The sequence below is a fragment of the Ruegeria sp. AF2 genome (assembly GCF_056542025.1).
Map to the genome: position 1 here is coordinate 59,881 of NZ_JBQFZC010000010.1, position 19,279 is coordinate 79,159.

Below are 19,279 nucleotides of genomic sequence, written 5' to 3' on the forward strand. Positions count from 1 at the left end.
GTTGTGGATAACTTGGTCCAATCTCCCATATCCTGCGCAATCACGTTGACACCTCCCCCATCCGTTGCGCAGACTTCTTACCCATAGGAATCATACCAAGAGCAGCCATTGCGCTTTAGCAAACTCAAACTGACCGGCTTCAAAAGCTTCGTGGACCCGACCGATCTGATCATCGCGGACGGGCTGACCGGAGTGGTTGGTCCGAATGGCTGCGGCAAGTCCAATCTGCTGGAAGCGTTGCGCTGGGTGATGGGTGAAAACCGTCCCAAATCCATGCGCGGTGGCGCGATGGAGGATGTGATCTTTGCGGGCGCTGCCACTCGGCCTGCGCGCAACTTTGCCGAGGTGGTCCTGACGATGGACAACTCGGAACGTTTGGCGCCATCCGGCTTCAACGACAGCGACCAGTTGGAAATTGTCCGCCGCATCACCCGCGATGTGGGCAGTGCCTACAAGACCAACGGCAAGGACGTGCGCGCCCGCGACGTTCAAATGCTGTTCGCGGACGCCTCGACCGGTGCGCATTCGCCTGCGCTGGTGGGGCAAAACCGCATTGCCGAACTGATCAACGCCAAACCCCGCGCACGACGTCGCATTCTGGAAGAGGCCGCCGGCATCTCCGGGCTTTATCAACGCCGCCACGAGGCAGAACTGAAACTGAAAGGCACCGAGGCCAACCTGACCCGCGTGGATGACGTGCTGGAACAATTGGGCGGGCAGTTGGCACAACTCGCCCGTCAGGCCCGGCAGGCGGCGCGGTATCGCGAGATCGGCGAGCTGTTGCGTCAGGCCGAAGGGATGCTGCTCTATCGCCGTTGGAAAGAGGCCGACATGGCCCGTCAGGCGGCCGAGGAAAAGCTACGCGACCGGATCACCGAAGCCTCTCGCGCCGAGGCATCCGCCCGTGAATCCGCCGCCAAACGCGCTGAGATCGAGGAAACCCTGCCGCCCTTGCGTGAGGAAGAGGCCATCGCCGCAGCCGTCCTGCAGCGCCAGCAGGTGCAGCGCGATCAGCTGTCGGATCAGGAAACCCGCGCACGCCAGACGATCGAGACTCTGACCAACCGTATCCAGCAATTGGGCAACGACATCGAACGCGAATCCGGTCTGAACCGGGACGCGGGTGAGATGATCGAACGGCTCGAATGGGAGGCCCGCGAGCTTGCAAAAGCCGCCGATGGCTATGACGAAAAGGTCGCTGAAGCTGCTGAAGTTGCGCGCGAGGCCGCGTCGGTGTTGCAGGATCGCGAAGATCACCTGTCGCAGGAAACCGAAGACATGGCCCGTCTGGTGGCTCGCCACCAATCGGCGCAACGACTGGTTGAAGACAGCCGCAAGACACTGGTTCGTTCCGAGGGCGAGGAAGAAAAGGCCCGCGCCGCCGTGGACGAGGCGCGCAATGCCCTTTCCCGTGCCAGCGAGGCGTTCGAGACCGCGCAAGAGGGTGAGGAAGAAGCCCGCGAAGCTGCTGAGGCAGCGGAAGAAGCACTGGCCACCGCCGACGAGCTGCGCAACGATACACAGGCGCGTGAGGCCGAGGCGCGCGCCAAACGCTCCGAGGCCGAGGGTGAACTGGGCGCGATAAGGGCCGAGACCACCGCGCTGGCCAAGCTGGTCGAACGCGACACGGCTGAGGGTGGGCAAGTGCTCGACATGCTGCGGGTGGCAACGGGCTTTGAAAAGGCATTGGGGGCTGCGCTGGCGGATGACCTGCGTGCACCGTTGGTCGAGGGCGACGGACCTTCAGGTTGGGTGCAGGTAGCGGGCTATGACAGCGACCAGCCCTTGCCCGACGGGGCCGAGCCGCTGGCGTTGCATGTGTCCGGCCCCGACCGCCTAAGTCGCCGTATTGCGCAGATCGGTCTGGTCGATGCGGATCAGGGCGCGCGCCTGCAGGCGTCGTTGAAACCGGGTCAACGCTTGGTCTCACGCTCGGGAGATTTGTGGCGCTGGGACGGATTCCGCGCCTGGGCCGAGGATGCACCAAGCGCTGCCGCCCTGCGTTTGGAACAGCTCAACAAGCTTGAGGCGCTGAAACAGGAACTGACCCGCACCGAGGCGCAGGCCGAAGGTGCTCGCGCCGCGCATGAAGCGCTGTCGCAGCAACTGGCCGACGTCACCGAAGCCGACCGCCGCGCCCGCGAGGCCCGCCGTGCCGCGGATCAGCGCATGGCGGAAACCGCGCGGATGCTCAGCCGGGCTGAGGCGGATCGAAATCTGGCGCAGGGCAAGCTGGAAACACTGACACTCGCGGTCGACCGTCATAAGGAAGACGCCATGTCCGCCCGCGCACAACTGCGTGAGGCTGAAGGCGCGTTGACTGGCCTGGGCGATCTCGACAGCGCCCGCGCGCAGGTCGAGGACATCAAGCAGACTGTCGAGGCGGCGCGGATCACCATGCTGACCCACCGCTCGACGCATGATGAATTGCGCCGCGAGGGCGAGGCGCGCACCCGGCGCACGCAGGAGGTGACTAAGGACCTCAGCGGTTGGCGGCATCGTCTGGAAACGGCGGAAAAGCGGATATCGGAACTGGCCGAACGCAAGGAAAGCTCGGAAGAAGAACTGACCGAGGCGATGGCGGCCCCCAGCGAAATCGCCGAGGCACGGGAAGAACTGAACGAGCTGATCGAAACCGCTGAGGCTCGGCGCGCCGAAGCCGCCGACAAGTTGGCCGAGGCCGAGACCCAGCAGCGCGAGGTGGTTCTTGCCGAGCGCGAAGCCGAACGTCTGGCCTCGGAGGCGCGCGAAAGCCGCGCGGCGGCTGAGGCGCGTTGCGACGCCGCCAAGGAAAGCGTAGTCGCCGCAGCAGAACGCATTGCCGAGGATCAGCAACTGACGCCTAACCAGCTGCTGAACCAACTGGACGTGAACCCTGATCAGATGCCCGCCGCCGACGCACTTGAAGCCGAAGTGAACCGCCACAAGCGTCAGCGCGACGCCATGGGCGCAGTGAACCTACGGGCTGAAGAGGACAGCAAAGAAGTCCAGGAAGAATTCGACACGCTGAACGGCGAAAAGGCCGATCTGGAAGAGGCGATCAAGGCCCTGCGCAGCGGCATCGCCAGCCTCAACCGCGAAGGACGCGAGCGTCTGTTGACCGCGTTCGAACAGGTGAATTCCAACTTCGCCATGCTGTTCAAGCATCTGTTTGGTGGCGGCGAGGCCAATCTGGTCATGGTCGAAAGCGACGATCCGCTGGATGCGGGCCTTGAGATCATGTGCCAGCCGCCGGGCAAAAAGCTCTCGACTCTCAGCCTGCTGTCGGGCGGCGAACAGACGCTGACCGCGACCGCGCTGATCTTTGGCGTGTTCCTTGCCAATCCCGCGCCGATCTGTGTGCTTGATGAGGTCGACGCGCCGCTGGACGATGCCAACGTCACCCGCTTCTGCGACTTGCTGGACGAGATGTGCCGCCAGACCGATACGCGTTTCCTGATCATCACCCACCACGCGGTGACCATGGCGCGGATGGATCGGCTGTTCGGTGTGACGATGCAGGAACAGGGTGTCAGCCAACTGGTTTCGGTCGATCTGAAAAAGGCCGAGCAGATGGTCGCTTGATCGATCACTGCAACGTTATGAGCCATCACCCGTGTATGAGGGTAGGCTAGCATCATGATCCGATATTTCATCCTCGCATTGCTCGCGGCCAACCCCCTCTGGGCTGCCGAATGGCCCACGAAACCCGGTGACGTCCCCTTGACGCCAGAAGAATTGGAGGCTTTGGCCGGCCGCACTCTCACTTTCTACGACGACGGCCAGTCCAAATACTCGGCTGGAGGGGCCTATTCTTATACCTATGCCAGCGGAGAATCCGCCTTTGGCACCTATTCCATCGCCGGGGACGGCAGTGTTTGCATAGCGTATCGCAATGGGTTCAGCCGATGCGACCTATATGTCCGCAGTGGTGAGCGGTTGATCCTGATCGACGAGAAAGGCGATCGCTACCCGGTCAGAGCGAGTAATTGATCTATTATTCCCGATCAGTTGGTAAATTTGATAGAGGTTTTGAGTAAAAACGGAAGAAAACGGGATAATCATCGTCAAATCACGTTGTAGAATGCCCTGGATCGAAAAACTGATGGGGATGCCAAATGTGCCGTTTTTTGGCTTGGGTTGGGGAGCAGCGATATCTGGATGAATTGATTCAGGAGCAAGAGCAATCGCTTGTCATTCAAAGCCGCAACGCGTTGATCGGGAAGACACCAATCAATGCCGACGGGTTTGGGCTGTCCTGGTATTCTGATCGCGAAACGCCCTGTTTCTACAAGGACACTCATCCCGCGTGGTCCGATGCAAATCTCAAACAACTGGCTCATCATACACGATCACGACTGTTTTTGGCCCATGTAAGAGCGTCGACAGGCACTGCGACCTCGCGCAACAACTGTCACCCATTTGGATTTGGCAAATGGAGCTTCATGCACAATGGCCAGGCTGGAGGGCATGACCAAATCCGGCAGCAGCTCGATGCTATGATCCCGGCACATTTATACGGGCACCGAATGGGTGCGACAGAAAGTGAAGCGATCTTTTTGATTGCTCATGGCGAAGGTCTGGATTCAAATCCGATCGACGCAATGGCACGGGCCGTGGGGCGGGTGGAAGCGCTGTCCCGACAATGCGGATCGTCGCCTTATATGCGGTTCGCTGCGTGCTGGTCAGATGGCAGCCGTGTATTTGCGGCGCGCTATGCGTCTGATCGTTATGCACCCAGTTTGCATTACCGGGCCTCTGAAGACGGGATAGTGATATCTTCCGAGCCGCTTGATGCAGACAGTGACGGCTGGGTTGAAATACAGCCCAATACCGCCATCGTCACAGAAGGCTCGCTGGTATCTATCCATGCGTTTGATCCGTCAGTGAAACGTGAACCTGCAAAGGTTGCCTAGGCGCTGACCCTTATAGCTGCTTCAGCAGCTGTGTCGTTGGCCACGCATCCGCTGGCAAACCCAGACGCAGTTGTTCAGCCTGCACAGCCGCACGCGTTCCGGCCCCAAGGATGCCGTCGATCTTGCCTACGTCGTGCCCGCGCGCCTGCAGTTTGCTCTGCAACTGTTTCATTTGCGCGCCCGTCAGCCCCGGCGCTGGATTACCTGCATCGTAAATCTGCGCGCCTTCCAGCCGTGTGCCGAAATAAGCGGCGGTCAGGACGTAAACGAAGCTCTGGTTCCATTCGAAATATACGTCGAAATTCGGGTAAGCCAGAAAGGCGGGGCCTTTATGCCCTTGTGGCAGGATCAGCGAGGCAGGCAGATTTGCCAACGACCCACTGCGCGCCTGCACGCCCATCGCCTGCCATTCGGACACCGAGCGGGGCTTGCCGGGGCCTGATAGTGACCAGTCCATCTGCGCGGGCACTGTGACCTCCTGCAGCCATGGCTGACCTGGTTGCCAACCCAGATGCGACAGCATCTTGGCCCCGGACATCAGTGCATCCGGCGCCGAGGTTTTTAGCGAAACCTTGCCGTCTCCGTCCCCATCCACGCCGTTTTCCAGAATGTCGCGGGGCAGCATCTGGACCATGCCGATTTCACCGGCCCAAGCCCCGGTGGTGCGGGCGGGGTCAAAATTGCCCTGGCTGTACAGCTCGATCGCGGCGAAAATCTGCGGGCGGAACAACTCGGGTCGGCGGCAGTCGTGGGCCAGCGTCACCAGCGCGTTGCGGGTGTTGAAATCGCCCTGAAAGGACCCGTAGTCGGTCTCGAACGCCCAAAATGCCAGTAGCACACCGCGCGAAATGCCGTATTCCTGCTCAATCCGGTCAAACACCGCGTCGTATTTGCCCGACATGGCCTTGCCCCGGTCGATCCGGTTCTGTGAAATCAGGCGCCGCGAGAAGTTGATGAATGGTTTCTGGAATACGCCCTGCGCGCGGTCGGCTTTCAGAACGGCTCCGTCCTGCTGCACGCCCTTGAAAAAGCTGTTGACGGTGGATTTGTCGTAACCCTGCTGAATGGCTTCGGCTTTCAGCCCTTTGACGAAGGTATTGAACCCACCGCCGCATTGGGCGAGTGCAGGCGAGGCGAAGAGGGCGGCGGCAATAAGGCCGGAAAGGAAACGCATAAGGCTGATCCGTCAGAATATGAAGTTGAACCCAACCCACACCGACACGAGCCCAAGCGCAAGCCCCCATACCTGCCAGAGCATGTCTGATGCGCGAAAAACCTCCGCCGCGTCGATATTCTGCCGCGCATTCCCGTTCACCCAAGCAAGATCCCGCATCTGGCCATCATAGCTGCGCGGTCCTGCCAGCGCGATATCAAGCGCACGTGCCATCGCGGCCTCGGGCCAGCCTGCGTTGGGTGAGATATGGCGGCGTGCATCCTCAACCATCTCTCCCCAGCGCGACCATTGGCTGGACAGTGCCACGATCATTACAAAGGTCAGGCGTGCCGGGACAAGGTTCAGCACATCATCCAGTCGCGCTGCTGCCCAGCCGAAGGCGCGGTATTTGTCGTTGCGATAACCGATCATACTGTCGGCGGTGTTGACGACCTTGTAAACCAGCAGCCCCGGCAGACCAGCGACCAGAAACCAGAAGGCTGGGGCAATAACCCCGTCGCTCAGGTTTTCGGCGGCACTTTCGATGGCCGAGCGCGCCACCTGCGCCTCGGTCATATCTCGCGTATCGCGCGAGACAATCATGGCGACTTGCGCGCGCCCTTCGGCAAGCGAGGTCAACAGGCCTTCACCTACTGCGCGAACATGGGTGATCAGGGATTTCTGGGCCAGAAGGATGGCGCAGACCACGATCTCGACGATCGGACCAAGCAGCGCCAGCAACCGGCCAAGGATGAGTGCCACCGCAACCAGGATGAGTACCGTCGCAACCCCTTTGAGGCGGCGATACGCCCCATGGTTCAGCCGGTTGTCCAGCCAGCCAATCGCGTTGCCCATCAGTACGGCAGGGTGGCGAATACGTGACCACAGCCAATCCGGCTCACCCAATGCTGCGTCCAGACACATGGCGCAGACCAATAGGAACGCGGTGCTCACAGCGCTGCTTCCAACCGGGCCCAACCATCTGCTGGCGGTAATCCAAGGCGCAGGTAGGTCCGAGAATAGGGGAAAATACGGCTCCAGATATGCGCCCGCGCCAATCGGTCTTGCCAGGCGGTCGCGTCATCAACGTCGTAGAGGCGGAACAGGCTGGTGCCGCCAATCAGCCGCGCACCTTTGGACGTTAAAAGCTGATCCAACCGTGTTGCTTCATTTGCCAGACGCATGCGTGTTTGATCAGCCCATTTTACATCGTGCAACGCTTGCGCGCCGATCCGCAGCGCCGGGCCGGATACGGCCCATGGTCCCGTCAGGTCATTCAACCGTGCAATAAGATCGGGATGGCCGATTGCAAAACCCAGTCGCAACCCGGCCAACCCCCAAAATTTGCCAAAGCTCTTCAGCACCACGATGCCGGGCCGCTGGGCCAGATGAATCAGCGAGGCTTCGGGCGTTACGTCGCAGAAGCTTTCATCGATCACCGTCAGCGACGCGTCGACATCCGCGTCCTGCCAGATGCGCCCATCGGGATTGTTGGGGTGTACGATGACACGTGCCTGAGCCGGGCCGCTCTCGTGCACCGTCCAACCCTGAGCGGTGAATGCAGCGGCATGTTCGTTATAAGTAGGCATCGTGATCTGCACGCGGCCGGCTTTGGTCAGCGCGGGCACGCGGGCAATCACCGCAGAGGCACCAGGCGATGGCAGAATCTCGGCCCCATCAGGCACGTTCCAAAACACCCGCGCCGCGTCCGAGAGGCGTTCGAACGCGCCATGATCCGGCAGTTCCATCCAGTCCGGAGGCTGCAGGCCCGAGACCTCATAAGCATGCGGATTGATCCCCGTGGACAGATCGATCCAGTCTGCGCGCGTGCCCCCAAACCGCGTCATCGCGCCATCCAGCCCTCCGCCATGATCGCGCGCAGCCCGAGGGTTCAATCTGTCATCCTGTCCAACCATCTGCCCCAGCCGGAATCGCCTATTTCTCATGCTTCAAGCGGATTTTTGCCGTTCTTACAAGCGAATCCGCCCGATCACGGCGCTGTGCGGGCCTTGTTAACACTTTGTTAAGGAAATCGCGTGATCACGGACAACAGGGGTCGGCACCACTCACCCATATCACGTGCCGAGGTTGTTGCAAATGAAAGTACTGATTGTTGAGAGTAACCCCGATCTAGGTCGGGTCTGGCAGCGGCATCTGCAAAGGCAGGAGGCCGAAGTCACGCTGGTCGAAACGCAAGAGGCCGCGATCCTGGCACTGTATGGTACCGCATTCGATATCATCGTGCTGGATCTGGTTCTGGAAACCGGCAGCGCCTTGGCGGTTGCCGATTTCGCAAGCTATCGCAGGCCCGAGGCGCGAGTGATCTTCGTCACCAACACCACATTCTTCTCGGACGGATCAATCTTTGCCCATAGCGCCAATGCCTGCGCCTATGTCCAAAGCTCGACCCCGCCCGAGGATCTGGCGGCCATGGTCGAACACTACGCCGCCGGGCGCTGATCTCGTCCATGAGGTTCTGAATAGTCCAACGTTGGATTCACTGGAATAATTCGGTGCGGATTGATGCTGTCATGGCTGAAGTGATAGTGGCGCACGATGTGGTTCATGTTCACTGTCTGCGCCACGCCGGGCCATTGATATAGCTCCCGCGTAAAGGCCCAGAGGTTCGGGTAGTCCACCAACCGACGCTTGTTGCACTTGAAATGTAAATGATAAACCGGGTCGAACCGGATCAATGTGGTGAACAGGCGCCAGTCGGCCTCAGTCACGCGGTCACCCATAAGATAGCGGTTCCGGGCCAGACGATCCTCAAGCCAGTCCAGCGTGTCGAACAGAGGGCCAACCGCGGCGTCATAAGCTTCTTGCGAGGTGGCAAAGCCGGATTTGTAGACCCCGTTATTTACGTCGGAATAGATGCGCGCGTTGACCTCTTCGATCTCGTCCCGCATTGCCTCGGGCCAGTAGTCGTCGGTGTTGCCGGTGATCCCGTTGAAAGCCGAGTTGAACATGCGGATGATTTCCGAGCTTTCGTTCGACACGATCGTTTTCTCAACTTTGTCCCACAGGATCGGAACCGTAACGCGGCCCGAATAGTGAGGGTCGGCACGGGTGTAGATTTGATGGGCAAATTCTGATCCGAACAGTTTGTCGCCGGTCGCGCCATGGTCGTCGGTCTCAAAGGTCCAACCTTTGTCCAGCATGTCAGGATGCACGACCGAGACCGAGATATGGTCGCTCAACTCCTTCAACTCACGAAAGATCAGCGTGCGGTGCGCCCAAGGACAGGCGTGGCTGACATAGAGGTGATAGCGTCCGCTTTCGGCCTCGAACCCGCCGCGCCCCGAGGGGCCCGGCGCGCCATCGGCGGTGATCCAGTTGCGAAACTGTGCGGCCGAGCGTTTGAACGCCCCGCCTGTGGATTTGGTGTCATACCAGGTGTCATGCCATTCGCCGTCAACAAGCAGGCCCATCGTTATTCCTTTCGCATTGCGATTGGGTCAAAGATAGGCCGTCTTGCGCCACGATCCTATTTCACCGGGCGCGCATCAGGCCTGCATGCGCGCACAGGTGGGGTGCGGTGTCTGGGCACCAGAACCGCAATGCCAAAACTTATGTGACGCCGTTCACTGGATTTTTACAGGAATCGCGTCAGACTAATGAGTGTTAAGGGGGGAAGTTTATTATGAGTACCTATGTTTCCAAGGAAATTCGCGCCGAATTGGATGCGGCCCGAATCGCTACCCTCAAGAAATCCAGCCGTTTGCGGGTGGAGGTTGGCGACAATAGCTTCAAAATTTTGACATTGTGGAAGGATGGTTTCACCGTCGAGGCCGAAACCACGCCGCGCCTGCGTGGGCTCGTCGATATCTATGACGGTGCCAATCACATGTATCAGTGCCTGATCATCGCAGACGAAGAAGCGGTGGGTGAAATGCGCTATGAGTTCAAGCGTAACACTGTGGCGACGGACAAGGCTCCACTGGATTTCTACCGCGCCCCGGATGCACCGATCGCATTGCTTGAAAACCGCGACTGACGCGCGCACCGTTTGATCTTTGGCACCGACGCGCCACCGGCGCTCGGGCTGCAATGGTGCCACGAGATTCTCGGTATCAGGCCGGACGGTTTAGTCGGAGGCCGTCAGGGTCAGGTGCACAGGAGCCAAACCATCGATGCCGCCTTCAATTCGGTCTCCGGCGACCACAGGCCCGACCCCGGCGGGTGTGCCGGTCAGGATCAGATCGCCGGGGCGCAAATGGTAGAAACCCGATAGATGGGAGATCAGTTCATCGATCTTCCAGACCAGCTCTGACAATGTGGCGTCTTGTACGACCCGCTCATTGACGCTCAGATAGATGCGCTTGTCATCAGATGGGCTCCAGTCATCGGCGCGGGTCAGCGGAGCGAAGACCGCGCCGTTTTCCACATCCTTGCCCAGATCCCAGGGGCGCTGCTTGTTGCGCTCACGAATCTGCAAGTCGCGGCGCGTCATGTCCAAGGCACAGCCGTAGCCAAAGATCGCGGCTTGGGCCTGCGCGGCCGTGGCCTGAAAAACCGGCTTGCCGATGGCAACGGCCAGTTCCATTTCATGATGATAATCCTCGGTCCCTGCCGGATACGGCACATGCGCTCCGGTCAAAACCGCGTTGGGCGCGGATTTGGTGAAGTAAAACGGCGCCTGACGATCCACCTCATGCCCCATCTCGGCAGCGTGGGCGGCATAGTTGCGGCCCACGCAAAAAATCCGTCCGATCGGATAGGTCGCCTGTTCCCCCAGCACCGGGATGCTTGGGATGTCCGGAAGCGTAAAAAGGTGGTTGGGCATGACGTGCCTCCGTTTATTTGTGAACGGGGTTCATTGTAAATCGCCAAAGGCTGTCTTCAATCGCGCACAGGCTTCTTCAACCCGCTCGCGTTGGGTGGCCAGATTGAAGCGCTCGAAGGTTTCTCCACCGCTGCCAAAACCGGGGCCTGAGGATGTCGCGATCCGCGCATCTTCGCGTAGGCGGCGGACAAACTCATCGTGGCTCATACCAGTGCCCGAAAAATCGACCCATGCCAGATAGGTCGCCTGCAGAGGCATCGACCACAGGCCCGGTATCTCGGCGATGGCAGCATCAAACAGCTTCCGGTTCGCGTCCAGGTGGGCAATTTGTTCATCGACCCATTTTGCACCTTCCGGCGAATAGGCGGCAGTGATCATCGCCACACCCAACGCACTGGGGTCATAGTCCAGCGTGGTGATCCGGTGCCGCATCTCGGCCCGCAGCTTGGCGTCGGGAATGATCATGTTGCCGGTACGCTGACCGGCGATGTTGAATGTTTTCGACGCCGCGGTCAGTGTCACCGTCCACGGGCGCGCGTCGGGGGCGGCCGTATCCATCGGTACGAAGGTATTGCCCGGATAAACCAGATCATGGTGAATCTCGTCCGACACAAGGATCAGCCCGTTGCGCTCCGCAAACGCCGCTACAGCGCGCAGTTCATCCGGCGTCCAGACCCGACCTGACGGGTTCTGCGGCGAGCACCACAGCAGCAGCTTTTCTGATCCGTCCAACCGCGACTGCGCATCGTCCAGATCAAGCCCATAGCTGTCGCCATCGCGTACCAGCGGGCATTCCACCACGCGGCGGCCGGATTTGTTCACCTTATGGGCAAACTCATGGTAGACGGGCGTGAAGATCACGACGCCATCTCCCGGTTCACTCCAAACATCCAGACACAGGGCAATCGCATTGCCCAACCCTTGCGAGGTCAGAATCCAATCGGTGTCGATCTCCCAGCCATGGCGAGTCTTCATCCACCACTGGATCGCGTTCAGATACTCCGGGTGCATCCACGAATAACCAAACGCGCCATGATCGGCCGCTTCCCGCACCGCCTCGATCACGCAAGGGGCCGTGGCATAGTCGGAATCAGCCGTCCACATGGCCAGCCCATCCTCGGGCGCGACACCATAAAGCTGTTCCATCTTGTCCCATTTTGAAGAGTTGGTGCCCCGGCGGTCGATCAGGTCGTTGAAAGTCATGTCATCTCCATCTGTCGAGGCGAAAGCTAACCACAAATCCATCAGGTGCAAGGGGGCCGTTGCGGTGGCGGGCGCGATGGCCTAAATCAGCCCCATGAAACGTAATATCCTGATCCATCCCGACCCCCGCCTGAAAAAGGTCTGCGCGCCGGTGGCCGACATCACCGATGATCTGCGCAAACTGGCCGATGACATGCTGGAGACGATGTATGACGCACCCGGTATCGGCCTTGCCGCGCCGCAGATCGGTGTGCTCGACCGGCTGATCGTGGTGGACTGCGTCAAGGAAGAAGGTGAGGCCCCGCGTCCGCTGGTGATGTTCAACCCCGAGGTCATCGCGTCCTCGGACGAGACAAACGTCTATGAGGAAGGTTGCCTGTCGATCCCTGAGCAATATGCCGAAGTCACGCGCCCGAAGACGGTTGATGTCACCTGGCTGGACCGTGACGGTAATCTGCAGCAGGAAACCTTTGATGATCTCTGGGCGACTTGTGTGCAGCATGAGATCGACCATCTGAACGGTAAGCTCTTCATCGACTATCTCAAACCGCTCAAGCGTCAGCTGATCACGCGCAAAATGCAGAAGCTCAAGCGCGAAAAGGCCCGCACATGACGGTGCGGACCTGCCTGCCGTGGCCCGACAAGCGCCTGCGCACCAAGGCCGAGGACGTCCCCGAGATCACCGACGACATCCGCACCGTCTGGGATGACATGATCGATACGATGGAGGCGATGCCGGGCGTTGGCCTCGCTGCGCCGCAGATCGGAGTGATGCTGCGTCTGGCCGTCGTGGATGGCTCGACCCAGCGGGGCAAAGCCGTGCGGCTGGCCAATCCCGAGATCCTGCACAAATCGGTCGAGCTGCGTGAACATGACGAGGCTAGCCCGAACTTGCCCGGCGTGTCCGCCAAGGTGAAGCGGCCACGCGCAGTGACTGTGAAATTTCTCAACGAACAGGGCCAGATCGACCGCCGCGATTTCGTCGGCATCGAAGCCACCAGCGTGCAGCACCAGATCGACCACCTGAACGGGCGGATGTATTTCGACCGGCTCAGCAAGGTCAAACGCGACATGCTGCTGCGCAAAGCACAGAAGATGGGGTGAAACCCCATCCTACGGAGGGACGGATGCGTATCATCTTCATGGGAACGCCAGATTTCTCGGTGCCGGTGCTGGATGCGCTGGTCCGTGCCGGGTACGAAATCGCCGCCGTCTATTGCCAACCGCCACGCCCCGCCGGTCGCGGTAAAAAAGACCGTCCAACCCCGGTGCACGCGCGTGCCTTGGCGCTGGGCTTAGACGTTCGCCATCCGACCTCGCTGAAATCGCCCGAAGAACAGGCCAGCTTTGCCGCGCTGAACGCCGATATCGCGGTCGTCGTCGCTTATGGCCTGATCCTGCCACAACCTATTCTGGACGCGCCAACCCATGGCTGCCTGAACATTCACGCCAGCCTGTTGCCGCGCTGGCGTGGGGCCGCGCCAATACACCGCGCGATCATGGCAGGCGATGTGCAAACCGGTGTTTGTATCATGCAGATGGAGGCCGGGTTGGATACAGGCCCCGTTCTGCTGCGCGAGGCCACCGAGATCGGGATTGAGGAAACCACCGCGCAACTCCATGACCGCCTGTCGGGCATGGGTGCGGCGCTGATCGTTGAGGCGCTGAACACGCTGCCGAGCCTGACCCCCGAACCGCAGCCTGAGGTCGGCGTAACCTACGCCGCCAAGATCGACAAATCCGAGGCGCGGATCGACTGGTCGGCCCTCGCGTCCGAAGTCGACAGAAAAATCCGCGGTCTCTCCCCGTTTCCCGGCGCATGGACCGAGGTCGAGGGCAATCGGATCAAACTGCTGGCTTCGCGGCTGGCCGAAGGACGGGGCACTCCGGGCGAGGTGCTGGACGACCACCTGCGCGTGGCTTGCGGCGAAGGCGCAGTTGAGTTGCTGCGCTTGCAACGGGCAGGCAAGGGCGCGCAGGATAGGGAAACTTTTCTGCGGGGATGGCCCATGCCGGCCGGGACCCGCCTGTCATCGGAGTAGGCGTACATGATCATGATCATGATGGGCACGGTCGTGATTGCCGGGATCGTAGGCTATCTGTCTGAACAGACTGGCTTTACCCATAACGGCTATCTGCAGTCGATCATCATCTGCGTGGGTGGTGCTTTCCTGTTCTATTTCGTGCGCATCATGTTCGGCATCAGCTTTGGCCCGCCGGGGTTGGACGCGGTGCTGTCCTCGATCGGTGCGCTGATCATCGTGCCCACGCATTGGAGGAAATGATATGCCGATCATCGCCCTGATCATCGTCGGAGCCGCTGCAGGTTTCCTCGCCACCCGCCTAATGCGGATCGAGGCCGATATTCCAACCACCATGCTGATCGGCATTGTCGGCGCTTTGGTAGGCGGTTTGGTCCTACGCACGCTCATCACCGTGATGGGATGGCTCTCAGGGTTTATCGGCGCCGTTCTGGGCGCGCTTTTGGTGATATGGATTTGGCAGACATATATCCGCCGCTGATCGCTTGACCCGACCGTGATCTGCGACCAATGTCCCGTCAATTCTTTGTTGAAAGGCCTCTCATGTCGCATGATCTGACCGCCGGAGACGTCGCGCTGATGGGCGTGCCGTTGGACCTGCATTCCTCATTCCTGCAGGGCCCCGCCTTTGCCCCGGGTCGCATCCGCGAGGCGTTGCATTCCGGCGCGGCCAACCTGACCGCCGAGGATGGCACTGATCTGGGCGCAACCGACCGCTTCAAAGACACCGGCGATCTGGATGTGTTCGAGATGATGGGGCAGGAACCCATCGACCGGATCGAGGCAGGGGCCGCCGCCCGGATCGAAGCCGGTGCACGATTATTGTCGTTGGGGGGCGATCACTCGGTCGCCTATCCGCTGATCAAGGCGCATGCGGACCGGTATGAGGGGCTGAATGTCCTGCATATTGATAGCCATCCCGACCTTTATGACAGCCAGCAGATTGGCCCGCTGGGTCATGGCTGTCCATTTGCCCGCGTGATGGAGACCGGCAAGATCAAACGTCTTGTTCAGGTCGGGATCCGCACCATGAACAAGCACCAACAGGAACAGGCCGACAAGTTCGGGGTCGAGGTGATCGACATGCGCAACTGGCGCCCCGATCTGGAGATCAGCTTTGACGGCCCGGTCTATCTGTCACTGGACCTCGATGCGCTGGATCCGGCCTTTGCCCCCGGCGTTTCACATCACGAACCCGGCGGTCTCAGCACGCGTGAGGTGATCGACCTGATCCATCGGTTCAAAGGCCAGTTGATCGGCGCGGATATTGTCGAGTTGAACCCGCACCGCGACCCCTATGGCATGACCGCCATGGTGGCGGCGAAATTCGTCAAGGAAATCGGCGCGCAGCTGCTCAGTCGCTAACGTTCGTCGCAGATTGCGGCAGTGCCAAGGCGAGGGGCGGACCGTGTAGTCATGTCGAACCGGTTCGCCTCGGACGCCGTCATCCAGTGCATCTCTTCCTCGGATGCTGCATCCAGCGTGAACCAGTAGAAGTCGGGATCGACGCCGATATCTTCGAAATAGTTCAAATACCGGTCATGCTCGGGGTGATCTTCGGGTAGCTCCGCAGCGACATAGCCGCCGCCGCCCCAGCTGTGTACGCCCACGCAGGCGCCGGGTTCCAGCACGCGTCGGTTACCGGCTAGAAACAAATCGGTGCCGCCCGAGGCCACCAGCCCGTTTGACGGAACCACCGTGTCGAACCCTTCCTCACGCACTACGCGACTGAAGACCACATTCGAGTCATCATCGACCGAACCTTCGATATTTTGCAGCACCAGCGTCTTGATCTCGGGGTTCTCGTCCATCACTTCTTCAAACGCGCTGAGCGTTGTGTGGTCGATCGTTCCGGACGCGACGATCTGATTGCCCACTGCCGTGAAGCTCACCGGGGCGTATTGCTCTGCACATGCCGTTAGCAGCAGTGCCGTGGCCAGAAACGAAAGTCTGTAGGTCATCGCGATCTCTTGTCCGTTTCTACCCTATTGCCGAGGCGGTCGGGCCTTGTAAACCGGCAACTGCCAACCGAACAGCAGAGATCCGGCGCGCAACGCCCAGCAAATCAATGCACATAAGCCCAATGCCAGCAGGCCTTCCAGCCCGAGGCGGGTGGCAAACACAGCGGTCAAGGCTCCGATAAAGGCGCAGGATACATAAAGCTCACCCTGTTTCAGTACCAGCGGCACCTCGTTGCACACCACGTCACGCATCAAGCCGCCCAAACAGCCCGTGGTCACCCCCATCAGCACTACGATGATACCGGATTGATCCAGTGACAACGCTGCACCCGTGCCAGCAGCGACCGCGATGGACAGGGCGAAACTGTCCAACCAGACCAGCCAATTATACCGGCTTTCGACCAGATGAGCGGTAAAAAATACCAGCACCGCAGCGCCGCAAGCGATCAGGATATAAGCGGGCTGACCGACCCAGAAGATCGGATGTCGGTCCAGCAGCAAGTCGCGTACGGTACCACCGCCCACTGCCGTCAGGCAGGCGATGAACGCAAACCCGACCAGATCAAGCTGCGCTCGGCTGGCCACCAGCGCACCGGTCAGCGCAAAGACCAAAACCGAGGCGTAATCCAGCAGGGCAAGCCCGCTCACGCCTGCGCCTTCTTAGGTTTGAATGGGGCCATGCCGGCGCGTGCCAACTCATCCGCGCGTTCATTTTCGGGATGGCCCGCATGACCCTTGACCCATTCCCATGTCACCTGATGCCGCTCTTGCGCCTCATCCAGCCGCTGCCACAGATCGACATTTTTGACCGGCTTCTTGTTCGACGTCTTCCAGCCGTTCCGCTTCCACCCGAAAATCCATCCCGTAACGCCGTTCTTCACATAAGCGCTGTCGGTGACGATAGTCAGCTTCGAGGGCCGCTCCAGCGTCTCCAAAGCGCTGATTGCAGCCAGCAGTTCCATCCGGTTGTTGGTTGTCTCGGCTTCGCCTCCGCTCAGCTCGCGTTCTTTCAGGATGGTCTCGCCATCCATCGCGCGCAGCAGTACGCCCCAGCCGCCGGGGCCGGGATTTCCGGAACAGGCACCATCGGTATAGGCAAAGAGATCAGGCATGAGCGAATACCAGAATGAACCCGTCGTAAGACCCGGCCAAACCCTTCCCCATTCCCTGCACGGTACGATCAATGGTGAAACCTGCCGAGGTCAGGGCGTCCTTGATCTGGGTCTCTGAATAATAGGTATAGTAACGGTCCAAATCATCGCGATGCTCGCCCGTGCCCAGCTTCATTCCTAGAAACAGCTGCCCGCCCGGCTTCAGTGCGGTGTGGATCGCGTTCAGATAACGCGGGAAATCGGCGCGCGGGGCGTGCAGCAGGCAGAAACTGGCATAGACGCCGTCATACTCTGACACCTCGGTGACGTCTTCGAAGGTGCCAAGGTGGGCGTCAACACCGTTGCTCCGCGCATGTTCAACAAAGGCAGGGGTTGCATCCAGCGCCCGTACCTTCAGCCCCTGCCGCATCAGAAACGCGCTGTCTGATCCGGGACCCGAGCCCAGATCCAGCACATATCCACCCTCGCGGACCGCATCTACAAAAGCCTGACGCGCCTCTAGCTGCTCGATGGGCAGGGGGATCCTTAGGTAATCCGCAACGCGATCCGTGTAGGCCTTGATGGTCCGTTCATCACTCACAGGTAAACTCCCACAGCAAGACAGGTCAGCACGACAGCGGTTAGCAGGACGCGCAGCCGCATCCACCAGACCGGGGTCAACCGCCAATATGAGAACATGGCGTCCAGCAAAAGCAAGCCCGCAAACCCATACATCAGGTTGGTGCCCGCATTCACCGGACCGCCGCCGGTCGTGAAAAATGCCCAAAGTGCAGGCAACACCGACAAGGTGTAACAGGCCGCAGCTTTGCTGCCTGAGGTTTTGGTGGCGAAGCCCCACAGTACGCCCGACATGAAACTCAGGATTACCGAGCCATAAAATAGCTGAATATACGGCCCCACGAAGCGCGACCCCAGCGTCTGCCGACCCCAATCGTTCAAATCACCGTTCAGATAAGTCAGCGCGCCCCAGACAAACGGGATCAGCCCAGCCAAACCAAGGAATAACGGCGCGCGGGGGATGCCGCTCATGCTGGTTCCCGCAATACGCGGGGAACTTTGAACTCGACATTCTCGACAGCGGTTTCGACCAGCTCGACGGTGACATCGTAGTGGTCGCGGAATGCATCGATCACCTCGTTCACCAGCACCTCGGGCGCGGATGCCCCGGCGCTAACCGCAATGCTGGAAATTCCTTCCAGCGCACGCCAGTCGATCTCGGTCGCGCGCTGCACCAGCTGCGCATAACTGCATCCGGCGCGCGAGGCGACCTCGACCAGACGACGTGAATTCGATGAGTTCGGCGCACCCACCACCAGCAAGGCATCGGCTTTCGGAGCGACGGCTTTCACCGCTTCCTGCCGGTTGGTGGTGGCATAACAAATGTCTTCCTTGTGCGGCCCGACGATGGCGGGGAAGCGGGCCTCAAGCGCGGCAATAATGTCCTTGGTGTCATCCACCGATAGGGTTGTCTGGGTGACAAAGGCCAGCTTTTCGGGGTTACGCACAGCGACCTGCGCCACATCTTCTACCGTTTCAACCAGCAGTACCTCGCCATCGGGCAGCTGTCCCATGGTGCCGATTGTTTCGGGATGGCCCTTGTGACCAATCATGATCATCTGCAGCCCGGCATCCGCATGGCGCTGCGCCTCGACATGTACCTTGGACACCAACGGGCAGGTGGCGTCGACATAGATCATCTCGCGCTGGGCTGCTGTGGCGGGTACCGATTTGGGCACACCGTGGGCCGAGAAGATCACCGGGCGATCATCAGGGCATTCGTCCAGCTCTTCGACAAACACGGCACCCTTGGCGCGCAGACCGTCGACGACGAATTTGTTGTGAACGATCTCATGGCGCACATAGACAGGCGCCCCCCATTTTTGAAGGGCCATTTCCACAATTTTGATGGCACGGTCCACACCGGCGCAGAATCCGCGCGGGGCGGCCAGATATAATGTCAGCGGCGGCTTTGTCATTCGGCGATCTCCTGGACCGAACTCCTAGGTCTTTTCATTGCCATGGTCCAGACAGCACTGCGTCATTTCACTGACATGAATCGCTGTTAGCACAAGGGTGTTTTCAGCACCTATACCTTTAAAGTCGCGCGGCCAGGGCTTCTGGCCCTGG

At 60.1% G+C, this 19,279-nt stretch carries 23 protein-coding genes; 11 read left to right on the forward strand and 12 right to left on the reverse strand.

The features are described from left to right. Positions 1-108: 108 nt before the first annotated feature. The 3 genes from ACR0NM_RS19805 (at position 109) to ACR0NM_RS19815 (ending at position 4,895) form a co-directional block, all read left to right on the forward strand. Positions 109-3,564 carry a chromosome segregation SMC family protein gene (locus tag ACR0NM_RS19805; RefSeq protein WP_480616305.1) on the forward strand — a complete coding sequence of 1,152 codons (3,456 nt, stop codon included), beginning with the start codon at positions 109-111 and terminating at the stop codon, positions 3,562-3,564. 54 nt (positions 3,565-3,618) lie between these two features. Beyond that, a complete protein-coding gene (locus ACR0NM_RS19810) occupies positions 3,619-3,972 on the forward strand; it encodes a hypothetical protein (RefSeq protein WP_170513398.1) in 354 nt (117 codons plus the stop codon). 125 nt (positions 3,973-4,097) lie between these two features. Beyond that, positions 4,098-4,895, forward strand: a complete 798-nt coding sequence (locus tag ACR0NM_RS19815) for a class II glutamine amidotransferase (protein ID WP_170818872.1) — start codon at positions 4,098-4,100, stop codon at positions 4,893-4,895. A 10-nt stretch (positions 4,896-4,905) separates the two neighbouring features. Here ACR0NM_RS19815 and ACR0NM_RS19820 read toward each other — a convergent pair whose 3' ends face one another. The 3 genes from ACR0NM_RS19820 to cobD are packed head-to-tail and all read right to left on the reverse strand — an operon-like array spanning position 4,906 to position 7,964. Beyond that, on the reverse strand, positions 4,906-6,069 hold the full coding sequence (locus ACR0NM_RS19820) for a lytic murein transglycosylase (RefSeq protein ID WP_480616308.1): 1,164 nt from the start codon (positions 6,067-6,069) through the stop codon (positions 4,906-4,908). 12 nt (positions 6,070-6,081) lie between these two features. Beyond that, positions 6,082-7,002 (reverse strand): adenosylcobinamide-phosphate synthase CbiB, encoded by a 921-nt coding sequence (gene cbiB, locus ACR0NM_RS19825; protein ID WP_480616310.1) that lies wholly within the window; start codon positions 7,000-7,002, stop codon positions 6,082-6,084. Next, on the reverse strand, positions 6,999-7,964 hold the full coding sequence (gene cobD, locus ACR0NM_RS19830; RefSeq protein ID WP_480616312.1) for a threonine-phosphate decarboxylase CobD: 966 nt from the start codon (positions 7,962-7,964) through the stop codon (positions 6,999-7,001). The genes cbiB and cobD overlap by 4 nt, the downstream gene beginning before the upstream one ends. Before the next feature lie 181 nt (positions 7,965-8,145). Between cobD and ACR0NM_RS19835 the strand changes: the two genes are divergently transcribed. Continuing rightward, positions 8,146-8,508: a response regulator transcription factor gene (locus tag ACR0NM_RS19835; RefSeq protein WP_008756687.1), complete on the forward strand. Its 363-nt coding sequence runs from the start codon at positions 8,146-8,148 to the stop codon at positions 8,506-8,508. Here ACR0NM_RS19835 and ACR0NM_RS19840 read toward each other — a convergent pair. Next, positions 8,490-9,479, reverse strand: a complete 990-nt coding sequence (locus ACR0NM_RS19840) for a glutathione S-transferase family protein (protein WP_480616314.1) — start codon at positions 9,477-9,479, stop codon at positions 8,490-8,492. The two genes, ACR0NM_RS19835 and ACR0NM_RS19840, sit on opposite strands and share 19 nt — an antisense overlap. 212 nt (positions 9,480-9,691) lie before the next feature. On the opposite strand from ACR0NM_RS19840, the gene ACR0NM_RS19845 reads away from it, so the two are divergent. After that, positions 9,692-10,045: a hypothetical protein gene (locus ACR0NM_RS19845; RefSeq protein ID WP_170392635.1), complete on the forward strand. Its 354-nt coding sequence runs from the start codon at positions 9,692-9,694 to the stop codon at positions 10,043-10,045. Between the two features lie 90 nt (positions 10,046-10,135). On the opposite strand, the gene ACR0NM_RS19850 is transcribed toward ACR0NM_RS19845, so the two are convergent. Continuing rightward, positions 10,136-10,834 (reverse strand): fumarylacetoacetate hydrolase family protein, encoded by a 699-nt coding sequence (locus ACR0NM_RS19850; protein WP_480616316.1) that lies wholly within the window; start codon positions 10,832-10,834, stop codon positions 10,136-10,138. Between the two features lie 30 nt (positions 10,835-10,864). Continuing rightward, positions 10,865-12,037, reverse strand: coding sequence for a MalY/PatB family protein (locus ACR0NM_RS19855; RefSeq protein WP_480616318.1), 1,173 nt, complete (start codon positions 12,035-12,037; stop codon positions 10,865-10,867). Positions 12,038-12,131: 94 nt separating this feature from the next. On the opposite strand from ACR0NM_RS19855, the gene def (ACR0NM_RS19860) reads away from it, so the two are divergent. From def (ACR0NM_RS19860) to speB, 6 genes are all read left to right on the forward strand, one after another. Next, positions 12,132-12,650, forward strand: coding sequence for a peptide deformylase (gene def, locus ACR0NM_RS19860; protein WP_480616320.1), 519 nt, complete (start codon positions 12,132-12,134; stop codon positions 12,648-12,650). After that, positions 12,647-13,141, forward strand: coding sequence for a peptide deformylase (gene def, locus ACR0NM_RS19865; protein ID WP_480616322.1), 495 nt, complete (start codon positions 12,647-12,649; stop codon positions 13,139-13,141). The genes def (ACR0NM_RS19860) and def (ACR0NM_RS19865) overlap by 4 nt, the downstream gene beginning before the upstream one ends. 23 nt (positions 13,142-13,164) lie before the next feature. Next, positions 13,165-14,079 (forward strand): methionyl-tRNA formyltransferase, encoded by a 915-nt coding sequence (gene fmt / locus ACR0NM_RS19870; RefSeq protein WP_480616324.1) that lies wholly within the window; start codon positions 13,165-13,167, stop codon positions 14,077-14,079. 6 nt (positions 14,080-14,085) lie between these two features. After that, entirely contained in the window at positions 14,086-14,322 is a 237-nt protein-coding gene (locus ACR0NM_RS19875; protein WP_170392629.1) for a hypothetical protein, read from the forward strand. 1 nt (position 14,323) lies between these two features. After that, positions 14,324-14,560, forward strand: a complete 237-nt coding sequence (locus ACR0NM_RS19880; RefSeq protein WP_170392628.1) for a GlsB/YeaQ/YmgE family stress response membrane protein — start codon at positions 14,324-14,326, stop codon at positions 14,558-14,560. Positions 14,561-14,622: 62 nt separating this feature from the next. Further along, positions 14,623-15,444 (forward strand): agmatinase, encoded by an 822-nt coding sequence (speB, locus tag ACR0NM_RS19885; RefSeq protein WP_170513426.1) that lies wholly within the window; start codon positions 14,623-14,625, stop codon positions 15,442-15,444. Here the strand turns inward: speB and ACR0NM_RS19890 are convergent. The 6 genes from ACR0NM_RS19890 to ispH are packed head-to-tail and all read right to left on the reverse strand — an operon-like array spanning position 15,441 to position 19,128. Next, positions 15,441-16,040 carry a COG3904 family protein gene (locus ACR0NM_RS19890; protein ID WP_170392626.1) on the reverse strand — a complete coding sequence of 200 codons (600 nt, stop codon included), beginning with the start codon at positions 16,038-16,040 and terminating at the stop codon, positions 15,441-15,443. The two genes, speB and ACR0NM_RS19890, sit on opposite strands and share 4 nt — an antisense overlap. 24 nt (positions 16,041-16,064) lie before the next feature. Continuing rightward, positions 16,065-16,688 (reverse strand): trimeric intracellular cation channel family protein, encoded by a 624-nt coding sequence (locus ACR0NM_RS19895; protein WP_170392625.1) that lies wholly within the window; start codon positions 16,686-16,688, stop codon positions 16,065-16,067. Then, the gene (gene rnhA / locus ACR0NM_RS19900; protein WP_170402325.1) at positions 16,685-17,152 is read right to left on the reverse strand and encodes a ribonuclease HI; all 468 of its coding nucleotides are present in this window, start codon (positions 17,150-17,152) and stop codon (positions 16,685-16,687) included. The genes ACR0NM_RS19895 and rnhA overlap by 4 nt, the downstream gene beginning before the upstream one ends. Further along, positions 17,145-17,732, reverse strand: coding sequence for a class I SAM-dependent methyltransferase (locus ACR0NM_RS19905; RefSeq protein ID WP_480616326.1), 588 nt, complete (start codon positions 17,730-17,732; stop codon positions 17,145-17,147). The genes rnhA and ACR0NM_RS19905 overlap by 8 nt, the downstream gene beginning before the upstream one ends. Next, positions 17,729-18,181: a DUF3429 domain-containing protein gene (locus ACR0NM_RS19910; RefSeq protein WP_170392622.1), complete on the reverse strand. Its 453-nt coding sequence runs from the start codon at positions 18,179-18,181 to the stop codon at positions 17,729-17,731. The genes ACR0NM_RS19905 and ACR0NM_RS19910 overlap by 4 nt, the downstream gene beginning before the upstream one ends. Beyond that, entirely contained in the window at positions 18,178-19,128 is a 951-nt protein-coding gene (gene ispH, locus ACR0NM_RS19915; protein ID WP_170392621.1) for a 4-hydroxy-3-methylbut-2-enyl diphosphate reductase, read from the reverse strand. The genes ACR0NM_RS19910 and ispH overlap by 4 nt, the downstream gene beginning before the upstream one ends. Positions 19,129-19,279: the final 151 nt, after the last annotated feature.